Here is a 10,151-nt window from a genome sequence, read left to right on the forward strand (position 1 = left end):
ACATGCTTAAAGTGAATTATCAGGTGCCAGCATTCCTAGCGTAAACCACAGTCAATAGCTCGCGGGTGAAGAGTTACCATTAAAGAATCCTTTCATGGCAATTTGGATCAAACGAACCGGGCTCAACCATTGACAATGAGGGGTCTGCAAGCATACGACAAACACGTCCCGAGATAACTGCCCCGCAATACTGGTGTAGCGACTTCGCATAATAAAATCTGCAAAACCTAATTGCTGTTCAAGCAAGTATCTCTCCGAAAACTTGGGTCTGAGTGTCATAACAATGTTGAGTTCTTTATTTCTGCTTTCATTCGCTAAGGTAGCTAATTGGAGTTCAAATTCTTTCCTCGTTGGTAAAAAGGCAGCCCAATCATGCTGTTGTTCACAACGATTTTTCATCCACAACAACGAAGCAGAAATATCCGTAGAAAATCCGAGATAAAGAATTCGTCCAGAATGAAACGTAAGTCGGTAAATACAAAGATGATGAGCTTGGTTGCTACCGTTTGCTGTTTTGCTCAGCAAGTTACCACACCAACATCCTTCATCATTAATTTGCTGCCACAGCTGATCATAAAACGCTTGGCTATGGTGAGAGGTACTGAAAATATGAGTTTTAAGCCCAACCAGATCTCGGTTTTGATAGCCCATTTGTAACTCAAAGGCACGGTTACAACCTAAGATGCGCGTATCTTCATCGGCAACTAAAACGCCTACATTTGGCAAATCAAAAATCGTTTCGAGGATTTTCGCTAACTCCTCGCAACCAGTGATTGTTAATTGTGGAATGATAGTGCCTTGGATAATGCGCTTATTGAGCCTTTCAAAACTAATAGTAACGTGCACTAAGTTAACGTTTTTTAGCATCATGCAACAAGAAAACCGCCCCCGTCCGCCAAAGAGTTCCACTTCTAGAATTCGTTGTTTTAGCGTTTCTTGTTGCCCCATCAGCATATGATCAAACAAGTTATTTAGGCTGGTTACTGGCGTACTTATCCCAAATGCCTTTGCCATTCCTTGCTGATCACATTCGAACTCGCGAGTATCAATATCGTAAGACCACTCTATAACAGGAGTTAGACTGGAAGTCGTTTGCATTTTTGGATGCACTGTTGTCGTAGATTCACTCATACCCTAGCCCCTTTTTTTGTAATTAGCCCAAGGCTCAAAATTCACAGTCAATTCGCGACATTCCAGTTGGGACCTGCCGATCCTCTTTATAGATAGATTGTGTCAACGATAAGCCTATCGACTTAGAACTATTTCCAGAGCAGCTCAGCCTTTTGCATTTAATATGCACTAATTTGATTATAGGCTTTACCCCACATAAGCACACCATTGCTTATGTTTTGTATTAAGATTGCGACATTTTTCATGAACCGATCTATAACCATGAGGCTTTCAAGGTGAAATTAGACAGAAAATCGCCGATAGAGCATTGATATTTTTACAAACCAAATAAAACTCGATGAACTAAGCTGGAATAGATGAGTTTGTTATAGATACCTGATAATCAAATCGCTATAATTCGCGCTCCCTGGAACAGAGAGCAAAATATGACCAATAACATCACTCCTATTCATGAGTACAAAAAATACTGGGCAGAGTGTTTTGGTACGGCACCTTTCTTGCCGACCAGTCGCAAAGAAATGGATGCCCTAGGATGGGATAGCTGTGACATTATCATTGTAACCGGTGACGCTTATGTGGATCACCCGAGCTTTGGTATGGCTATCATTGGCCGTCTGCTAGAAGCGCAGGGTTTCCGTGTCGGTATCATTGCTCAACCAGAATGGCAAAATAAAGATGCGTTCATGCAACTTGGTAAGCCAAATCTGTTCTTCGGGATCACTGCGGGTAACATGGACTCCATGATCAACCGTTACACCGCGGATAAAAAGCTTCGTCACGATGACGCGTACACACCGAATAACGAAGGTGGTAAACGCCCAGACCGAGCGACTTTGGTTTACTCTCAGCGTTGTCGTGAAGCTTACAAAGAAGTACCTATTGTTTTAGGTGGTATCGAAGCTAGCCTACGCCGTGTGGCACACTACGATTACTGGTCAGATAAAGTTCGCCGTTCTGTACTGTTTGATGCAAAAGCAGACATCCTACTTTTTGGTAACGCAGAGCGCGCACTTGTCGAAGTAGCACATCGCATCGCAAACGGCGAAGACATCAGCACCATGACCAATATTCGTGGTACTGCCGTGAACTTGCCAGCGGCGCCAGAAGGCTACACGGTTATTGATTCTTCTCGCATTGAAAAACCTCGTAAAGAAGCGTTCGTACCAAAGAACCCATACGAAGTAGAAACTCAGTGTGAAACTAAAAAAGACGAGCCAGTTGCACAACCAATCACAATTCGCCCATCACGCCACGATGCTGCGACGACTGCGGTCCGTTTACCTTCGTTTGAAAAGCTAAGAAACGATCGCATTCTTTATGCGCATGCAAGCCGTGTACTGCATTTAGAAACGAACCCGTACTCTGGTCGAGCGTTACTTCAAAGCCATGGTGATCGTGAACTTTGGGTAAACCAAGCGCCAATTCCATTGACGACCGAAGAGATGGACTTTGTGTTTGGCCTGCCTTACGCGCGTGTCCCTCACCCTATGTACGGGAAAGCAAAAATTCCTGCGTACGACATGATCAAGACGTCTGTAAACATCATGCGTGGTTGCTTTGGTGGCTGTTCTTTCTGTTCGATTACCGAGCATGAAGGTCGAATCATTCAAAACCGTTCGAAAGAGTCTATCATCAACGAGATTGAAGAAATTCGGGACAAAGTTCCAGGCTTTACCGGCACAATTTCCGATCTTGGTGGCCCGACTGCAAACATGTACCGCCTGGGCTGTAAAGATCCAAAAGCGGAAGCGAACTGTCGTCGTCCTTCTTGTGTATTCCCGGGCATCTGTAACAAGCTAAACACAGACCACAAACACACGATCGATTTATACCGCGAAGCGCGTAAAGTTGAAGGCGTGAAGAAAGTGATGGTTGCATCTGGCGTACGTTACGACCTTGCGATTGAATCACCAGAATACGTGAAAGAGCTCGTGACTCACCACGTAGGCGGTTACTTGAAGATTGCACCGGAACATACAGAGAAAGGTCCTCTTGATCTAATGATGAAGCCAGGCATGGGTACGTACGATCGCTTTAAAGAGATGTTCGAGAAATACAGTGCAGAAGCAGGCAAGAAGCAGTACTTAATCCCTTATTTTATCTCTGCGCACCCAGGCACAGAAGACGAAGACATGCTGAACCTTGCTCTGTGGCTGAAAAAGAACAACTTCGAATGTGACCAAGTACAAAACTTCTACCCTTCGCCAATGTGTAACGCAACGTCGATGTACTACTCAGAGACAAACCCTCTGAAACGCGTGAAGTACAAAAAACGTGAAGATGTACCTGTAGCAAAAGGTGAACGTCAACGTCGCCTACATAAAGCGCTGTTGCGTTACCACGATCCAGCAAACTGGCCAATGATCCGTGAAGCCCTAGTCAGTATGGGTAAAAAACATTTGATTGGTGACAAACAAGGCTGTCTCGTTCCTGCAGAAGACATTGAAGCACAAACACCTGCGCAACGTCGTAAATCTGGTCGTCACGGGGCAAACCGCTTTGCAACCAAACATACCAAAAACCAACCAGGCTTCGGTGGTCATTTGAACAAACGTTCTGAAGGCGGTTCAAAAGATGGTAAACCATCTGGCAACCGTAACGGTTCGGGTAAAGCTACAGGTGGTCAACGCCCTGCAAGCAACGGCCAACGTCCTAGCGGCAACGGTGAAAACCGCCCGGCAGGTAGCAAGCCGCAAGGCCAAGGTCGCCCACAAGGACAAAGCAAACCAGCTGGTCAACGTAAACCAAAGCGTCGCTAACTCTTTAGCACTTAAATACTAGAAAGGGCTCCAGAGGTAACTCTGGAGCCCTTTTGTTTTGTCGGCTCATTGAGGCATCACTCACAACTAAAACTTTGATTCAATCAATACAAAAAATGGTAAACACCAACCAACTTATTGGAAAAACAAACAATTATTTGATTGACGCAAAACCATAAAAATCTAACTCATTGATTTTTAATTGCTTTATTTTGGTGCGATATTTGCGTAATAGAATAAAACTCTTAAACATGGGCTAACGATGAATAATCCACTTCCCCCAAAAATTTCTATGTTCTGGTATGACAACAGCTATACCTATGAGGAGGCCGTTCAGGCATTTGAAAGCGATGGTACACTGAAATCGCTGAATATCGTTCCAACCACGGAATCCGATGATCTTGCTGGCTCACCCCCAGAGCGCAGTATGTTTTGGGAGGGAGAAACAAAAAAAATCGATCCGCCACCGCCGTCTGAACCAGAGCCTCTCAATTTAAAAACTGAGAAAGAAGCAACGGAAGCATCACCTGCGCACTTTATCCCAGTCCGCTATGCCATCGATCAGCTAGAAACAGAAGAGACACAACCTTTTGGTTTGCCTGAAGCATGGAAAGGGCAAGGCCCAGCCAAACTCAATACCGTTGGTTACACCCTGCGTCAACTGCGCGACGGTTGGCTGTATGTCTATGATGCAATCAACAAAAGCTTAGACGAATACGAAATCAAAGGAACGCAATTCACGCTCTATAAGTTGGGAGAATCAGAAAGCCCAAAATCAGAGCAGCGTGGGACACCACAAGATGCAAAGCCCTTCCTTACTTACGTCAACGGAAGCGTACTATCGATTTGCTTCTCTGAGCACCGGTGGACATGGCACACGTTCATGCGCGTACTTAACAATCCGAGTAATCATATCGATCGCATGCAAACCATTGTTCTGTCCTCAAACGAGAATCAGCACAACATTGCACCAATAGATAAGTTAACCCAAGTCGCTGATATTGAATCTTCTGCCGTCGATGATGGTCGCTTTGCGGATTCTGGCATCGCCACCAAAGCAGATGAAGATGGTTCTGTCTTTAAACCTGTCGCAGTCGAAAGCGATTTAACCTCTGCGATTCCAGAAGAAGAATCAGGCTACTTCGTCGCGATAAAAGATTACGCCGCAGACATTCAAGATATGTCACTGCATTTTGTTGGTGCCGCAAGCCCTTACCGCCTTTTCACTGACCAGTTTTCAAACCAGTGGAACTTGATGCAGACCGCCATGCAACTGTGTATGTTTGGTGCAAGTGACGAGATAGACATGCCAGCTAGCGTTAAGCGTAACGGCGAAGAGCTGTCGTTTTATACCGACATGGCTGACTATTATGACTCCTCTCACCAACTTGATTTGGCAGAGCAGAACAAAAGCTCAGTTCAGTCCGGCTATCCTGCTAAATTTTCCGCTGGAGCGATTGAATCACACCAACATACCCAAAGTGACATTGCTAAAGCGATACAGGACAAATATCGAATTTCTGCGAGCCGTTTTGGTAAATACGAACAATGGATAGCGACTGAACGCTGGCGTCAGCAGCTCAACTGGAAGCAAATGCTGAGCGAGATGCAAGAGCTGTCAGAACAAAAAGAAACCATGCTAGCCCAAGTGGTTTCGGTCAAACGCGACTTTATCGCAGTAATGGAGTCCTTAACGCCGCATCATCTCGAAAGAACCTTCGACCTATACAGCGAAGACACGCAGTACAGCTTGTATCAACTACACAAGCAAGCGGTTGAGTCATTTACTTTGGTGATACAAGAAGAAGACCGCCAATGGGCTGAAAGCCAATGGGAGAAACCAACCAGTTTACTTGCTCTCTATGCCTCTGGGTTTAGTCGTAGTTTATTTAAAGTGATGGAGAAGAATATTACAGAGGCGCTTGATGAACAGTCGATCGTCTCAGAAAATCCTGATCCTGATAATCAGTTGATGGACCAGATATCTGATACCAGCAACCGCGTGAATATGTACTCTAAGATCATGGACTTTGTTTCCAACCCAAACACTGCGGAAACAGCCTTTCTCAAAGATATCGCCAAAGGTTTCCAAGAGCTGGATATTATTTTTAAATCTGCAATAGGTGCGCTTGCAAAAGGCGTTGTAGAGTTTGGTGTTAGCATGACCTCACAAGTATCAATTTCGCTGATGCCTGTTTTCGCTAAACCTCTGAACCGTCATAGCTATTATTTATTTGCCGTTATTGCAGAACATATGGCACACAACATGCCCGTAACAATAAAAGAAGGTTACGCTCGCGATTTTAAAAAATGGAAAACACGCGTAAATGATTATCTGATTAAGCTCGAAAAAAACGATGCAATCATTGCTGACTTCCAGAAAAATAACCGCAAAGCTGACTCTAAATACACAACAGCTTTAAAAAATAAAAAGACTATTAAGAAGGCTCTCGCTGTAGCTACATTGGAGTACCCGCAGTACATTGAGTTACCTGATGATCTACCTCAAAGAACCATCGAGCTTAGAACGCGGATCGTGATGAATAAGCTCAATGATTTGAATAAACTGTTCGAGAATGCCGGTGGTCTAGGCTTTCTGGCATTAATATTTAACTGCATCGCGCTTGGTGATGCCATGAGCAGTATTCAAGACACGGGGTTAATGTCCTCAGATGAATTTTTGGATATCCAGCAAAAGTTATTTTACACAGTCAACGCTTGGACAGGTGTTCGTACAGGTAAGTTATGGGAGAAAGTGAAGGGTGAACCTAGGTTAAGGTCACATTCATATAATGTCTTAAAAAAGTTAGTGAATAGAAACGAAGATACCTTTAAAAACTTAAACCTTGATGACCTAAAGGTATTCAATAAATGGCTAGCAATCACAGGGGCTTTAGGTGCGTTAGCTTCGGGTATTGAGGCTTACCGTTCTTGGCAGAGTGCTGACAAAGTTTATGGTCAAGAAAAATATCTGCATGTAGCAAATTCCCTAGTATTAACAGCAATGTCAGCTGTCGGTATATTCCAAGTATACGGAGGGTTAACTGGACAATTTGCATTAAACTTATCCTTTGGCGGGCCTATAACGGCCGGCCTGGTTATTCTCACGATTGCATACCTGGCCATCAATTATAAGTTGAATAAACTGAAACAAGATGATTTCCAAAAATGGTTAGATAAACTGCCTTGGGGTTATCACCCGACTCGCACTCAGTGGAGCCAATCTTCGAGCTTACCCGAAAGAGAGAAGCATAATTCAGCATTGGTTCAGCAAGCGCTGTTTGACTTACAATCTATTATTCAACAGCCTACGGTATACCATCAACCTATTGAAAAAGTACAAGCTTACCCAGGTTACACACATCGTGAGTTAATCGGTTTGGAAGTGCATATTCAACTGCCAAGGCGTGCTGCAACGAATGGTATTACGTTGAGAACTAACAGCAAGGCAACAGAAGATGATTTGATGTCAGGCTCGTGGCATCAAAACGCAGATTTAGTCACGCTACAAACTCAAGATCAAGCGAGCAAAGAATCACTGGTGTACAAAGTAACCTTGCCAATTGAAGAAGCAGATCATTACCTTGCAATGCAAGTAGCTTACGATGTGGAAGATGATGCCCCTGCTAAGCGTGAGTATTGGTTCCAAAACGGCATAAAACAGAGTGCAACTTATGGCATTATTTCAGACAATATCAAACAAGACATAATTAAAAAAACACTCACCCCCGCTGTTGGCACACTAGGTTTTCAGGAGTAACCCTTGGCATATTCACCGTTTTATATCACCCCAGAAGAATTGGCGGTTTATCAAGAAGCACAAGAGCAAGAGATTCTCAAAGGGGACAATTTAACAACATGGCATAAGTATGATGTAGAAGAGCCATTTCGCTACCATTACAAGTTAACGGCTTTGCCATTTATGAGCTTCTTATTTGTAATTGTATTTTTGACACACTCAAGTGATACGCTTGTCGTGACCTTTTTTGGCCTTATCTTGTCAGTAATGATGGCCGGGATCTTTTATCTTACGATTGGCCTCGACTATCGCTATGACTATATCTTTTCTGACAAAGGCTTTGTGATGAAGAAGCGTCGCAACATGCCTAAGTGGGCGAATACCGCCACACAAGCCGTTGGCTGGATCGGTGCGGTAGTTTGCGTTTTGATGGTAGCGGTAGTTGGCCCGATGGCGTTAGCTGGAGCGGGCGCTCTTATTTTATTCTCATTTGGTATGTTAAAACGCAAGCCCGATGAACCAACAGAAGTGAGAATTGGAGAGCGTGAAGATTGGTTGTTTGCCGACTACAACAAAAAGCGCAAAGTGATCCAGTTCTACTTTAAGCAGGATAAGTGTGAATATATCGACACTGCTCACAGAACTATTTTCCGTTCACACAGTAGATCCGATTGCTACGTATTTTTCAAAACTGAAACGGACTTAGAGTCGATGGTAAATCAGTTAGCTACGGAATATAAGCTGGATTGTACAGAGGTAGATGACCACAAAAAGCTGTTTGAATCGAAGCCAGAATCAAGGCTCTTTAGTATTCCAGTTTGTAGTAGAGAATATCAAACCGAAGAGGTATTTGATTTAAGGGCGTCAAATGCCCCACTTCCTGAGCGTGAATACCTTTACAACGGCAAGTGGCAAACCGAGTCTGAAATCGAACAATCAAAGTCTAAACTAACTACAGCTCTGGAGTAACCCTTGGCATATTCACCATTTTACATCACCCCAGAAGAGTTGGCAGTTTATCAAGAGGCACAAGAGCAAGAAATACTCGCAGGCGATAATGTCAGAACATGGCACAAGTATGATGTAGAGGAACCATTTCGCTATTACTTTAAACTTTTTGCGCTTCCATTTGTGATCGCTCCATTCCTATTAACTTTGTTTATACACACGAGTGACACGGTTGACGTAACTATTTTTTCTTTTATTTTGTCGGTGATTGTATCTGGAGCCTTTTACCTTACGATTGGCCTCGACTATCGCTATGACTATATTTTTTCTGACAATGGCTTTGTGATGAAGAAACGTCGCAACATGCCTAAGTGGGTGAATACCGCCACGCAAGCCGTTGGCTGGATAGGTGCAGTGGTGTGTGTGGTGATGGTAGCGATGGTTGGCCCGATGGCGTTAGCAGGCGCTGGTGCTTTTATATTAGTCTCCTTTAAAATGCTTAAACGTCAGCCTGATGAACCAACAGAAGTGAGAGTTGGAGAGCGTGAAGATTGGTTGTTTGCCGACTACAACAAAAAGCGCAAAGTGATCCAGTTCTACTTTAAGCAGGATAAGTGTGAATATATCGACACTGCTCACAGAACTATTTTCCGTTCACACAGTAGATCCGATTGCTACGTATTTTTCAAAACTGAAACGGACTTAGAGTCGATGGTAAATCAGTTAGCTACGGAATATAAGCTGGATTGTACAGAGGTAGATGACCACAAAAAGCTGTTTGAATCGAAGCCAGAAGCTAGACTGTTTAACATTCCTGTTTGTAATAGAGAATATCAAACCGATGAGGTATTTGATTTAAGGGCTTCGAACGCCCCTCTCCCAGAGCAAGAATACCTTTACAACGGCAAGTGGCAAACCGAATCTGAGATTGAAAAATCTAAATCTGAACTAACAACAGCCAAAGAGTAACCCTTGGCTTATTTACCTTTTTACATCACGCCAGACGAGCTTTCGGCTTATCAAGAAGAACAAGAGCAACAAATTCTAAAGGGGAAAGATCTCACAACCTGGCACAAGCACGATATTGAAGAGCCTTTTCGATACTTATACCTATCGATTGCTATAGCCGCTGTCAGTCCATTATTTTTCCTTACCTATTTCCTACATGATAACAGTGACATGATCTTAACTTATATTTTATCGGGTCTAACGATAATCATGTCTGGTGTATCTTATCTGACATTTGGTTTGGACAATCGTTATGATTACATCTTGTCCGATCGCGGATTGGTTATAAAAAAACGACGTGATTTACCGAATTGGGTCAACTCTGCGACTCAAGCCATGGGCTGGATTGGAGCAATAGTTTGTGTCGTGATGGTTGGGGTTGCTGGACCCATGGTTCTTGCCGGAGCTGGTGGGTTTATATTGGTTTCATTTGGTATGCTTAAACGACAGCCTGATGAAGCAACAGAAGTGAGAGTAGGCGAACGAGAAGATTGGCTGTTTGCGGACTACAACAAGAAAAGGAAAGTGATCCAATTCTATTTTAAGCAGGACATATGCAGATATCG

Annotated in this window: 4 protein-coding genes and 2 pseudogenes; 5 read left to right on the forward strand and 1 reads right to left on the reverse strand. The window is 43.6% G+C overall.

Features of this window, described 5'->3' with window-relative positions:
* Window positions 1–81: 81 nt before the first annotated feature.
* Window positions 82–1,131, reverse strand: a pseudogene (locus R8N28_RS23225) (PAS domain-containing protein); the annotation flags it as partial.
* Between the two features lie 425 nt (window positions 1,132–1,556).
* On the opposite strand from R8N28_RS23225, the gene R8N28_RS23230 reads away from it, so the two are divergent.
* From R8N28_RS23230 to R8N28_RS23250, 5 genes and pseudogenes are all read left to right on the forward strand, one after another.
* On the forward strand, window positions 1,557–3,890 hold the full coding sequence (locus R8N28_RS23230) for a YgiQ family radical SAM protein (protein ID WP_318183460.1): 2,334 nt from the start codon (window positions 1,557–1,559) through the stop codon (window positions 3,888–3,890).
* Window positions 3,891–4,152: 262 nt separating this feature from the next.
* Window positions 4,153–7,650: a T6SS effector BTH_I2691 family protein gene (locus tag R8N28_RS23235; RefSeq protein ID WP_318183461.1), complete on the forward strand. Its 3,498-nt coding sequence runs from the start codon at window positions 4,153–4,155 to the stop codon at window positions 7,648–7,650.
* A 3-nt stretch (window positions 7,651–7,653) separates the two neighbouring features.
* Window positions 7,654–8,598, forward strand: a complete 945-nt coding sequence (locus R8N28_RS23240; protein ID WP_206959910.1) for a hypothetical protein — start codon at window positions 7,654–7,656, stop codon at window positions 8,596–8,598.
* A 3-nt stretch (window positions 8,599–8,601) separates the two neighbouring features.
* Window positions 8,602–9,546, forward strand: coding sequence for a hypothetical protein (locus tag R8N28_RS23245; RefSeq protein WP_318183462.1), 945 nt, complete (start codon window positions 8,602–8,604; stop codon window positions 9,544–9,546).
* Window positions 9,547–9,549: 3 nt separating this feature from the next.
* Window positions 9,550–10,151, forward strand: a pseudogene (locus tag R8N28_RS23250) (hypothetical protein); the annotation flags it as partial.

It is taken from the genome of Vibrio sp. Vb1554, assembly GCF_033344235.1.